Origin of the sequence: Schnuerera sp. (assembly GCF_035459645.1) — a bacterium.
GTDB lineage: Bacteria > Bacillota > Clostridia > Tissierellales > Tepidimicrobiaceae > Schnuerera.
The window spans coordinates 1-1,741 of the sequence record NZ_DATHXO010000138.1; the positions used below are offsets into that span (position 1 = coordinate 1).

3 protein-coding genes are annotated in these 1,741 nt (G+C 28.1%); all 3 read left to right on the forward strand.

What is annotated here, in order from left to right; genetic code table 11:
• The coding region (locus VK998_RS03185) for a flagellar brake protein (RefSeq protein WP_325225404.1) at positions 1-534 on the forward strand (534 nt) is incomplete at its 5' end.
• Positions 535-1,584: a protein-glutamate methylesterase/protein-glutamine glutaminase gene (locus VK998_RS03190; protein ID WP_325225406.1), complete on the forward strand. Its 1,050-nt coding sequence runs from the start codon at positions 535-537 to the stop codon at positions 1,582-1,584. It begins immediately after the preceding gene.
• Between the two features lie 2 nt (positions 1,585-1,586).
• The coding region (locus VK998_RS03195) for an Hpt domain-containing protein (protein WP_325225408.1) at positions 1,587-1,741 on the forward strand (155 nt) is incomplete at its 3' end.

Sequence of the window (1,741 nt, forward strand, 5' to 3'; positions counted from 1 at the left end):
CCTATACATAAAAACAATATGGTTTTAATTCACAAGGATGAAATAATAGAAATAAGCTACATTGTTGAAAATAAAGGAAGATACTCTTTTAATGCTAAAGTATTAGGAAGGGAATATGAAAGGGTATATAAACTTAAAATACGAAGAATATCACAAACTAAAAGATCACAATTAAGAGGATTTTATAGATTTAATATTGATATACCAGTAGTAAAAGAGTTTGTTCTTAAGCAAAACACAAAAGAAAAGACTATTACTGAAAAATGTAGGACAAAGGATATCAGTGGTGGAGGACTAAAAATATATTCTAACTATGAACATAAAATTAATGATATTGTCTTATGCAAGTTTACGATAGATAATCATCAAATTACTACAGAAGGAAAAGTTTTAAGAATCGAAAAGGTTGATACATTTGATTATGATTTTAGTTTAGGAATAAAATTCATCAAATTAAATGAAAAAGATAGGGATAGAATAATTCAATTTATATTTTTTAAACAACGATTGTTAAGAGAAAAAGGATTGATATAATTGATAAAAGTACTTATAGTAGATGATTCTCCTTTTATACGTAAAATATTGACGGATATATTCAATGAAGATAAAGAAATTTTTGTAATTGGAGAAGCAAAGAATGGGAAAGAAGCTTTAGAAAAAATCCCTTTATTGAAACCAGATATTGTCACTCTTGATATAGAAATGCCTATTATGGATGGGATTACTACTTTGGAGCAAATTATTAAGAACTATAATTTACCTGTAATAATGATTAGTAATTTGACTAAAGAAGGTGCAACTTTAACTTTAGATGCTTTAGATAAAGGGGCGATTGATTTTATTCCAAAACCAAAAAATATTTTTAGTATAAGCGGTAAAATGGCTAAAGTAGAGATGATTAACAAAATAAAAATTGCTGCAAAATCAGAACCCAAGATTGGTTACGTTCATAAAACAAGTTTAAAACCATTATCCAAGTATCCAATAGTTGATAGCACCGGTAAGAAGAACTTTGAATATATAGTTACAATAGGTACTTCAACAGGAGGACCTCGAGCATTACAAGATGTTTTGCCATTATTAGATGAAAATATTAATGGAACTATTGTAGTAGTTCAACATATGCCGCCTAAATTTACTAAATCACTGGCAGATAGATTGAATAATTTATCAAAAATAAAAGTTAGAGAAGGTGAAAATGGAGATAGATTAGAAAGGGGTACTTGTTATATTGCACCTGGAGATTTTCACATGGAAGTAGTTAAAAAATCTTCAGATTATTTCATTCAATTAAATAAAACACCAGCTGTAAAAGGATTAAGACCTTCTGTAGATGTTTTAATGGAATCTGTTGCAAAAATTAAAGGTCTAAAAAAATTAGGAGTTATAATGACTGGTATGGGATCTGATGGTACGAACGGAATTGTCCAAATAAAGGAATCAAAAGGTATTACAATAGCTCAAGATAAAGATTCATCTATAATTTTTGGGATGCCTAAATCAGCAATAGATACAAAAAGTATCGATATGATAGTTCCTTTAAATAAGATAGCTCATGAAATAATGAGTATAGTGGGGGTGTAATAATGGATTTAGACTTGAACCAATATATTAACTTATTTGTTGAAGAATCAAAAGAACATTTACAAAATATGAATGAAGCTTTATTGGAATTGGAAAAGGATAAAACAAATACATCTTTGATTAATGAACTTTTTAGGGTTGCTCACACTTTGAAAGG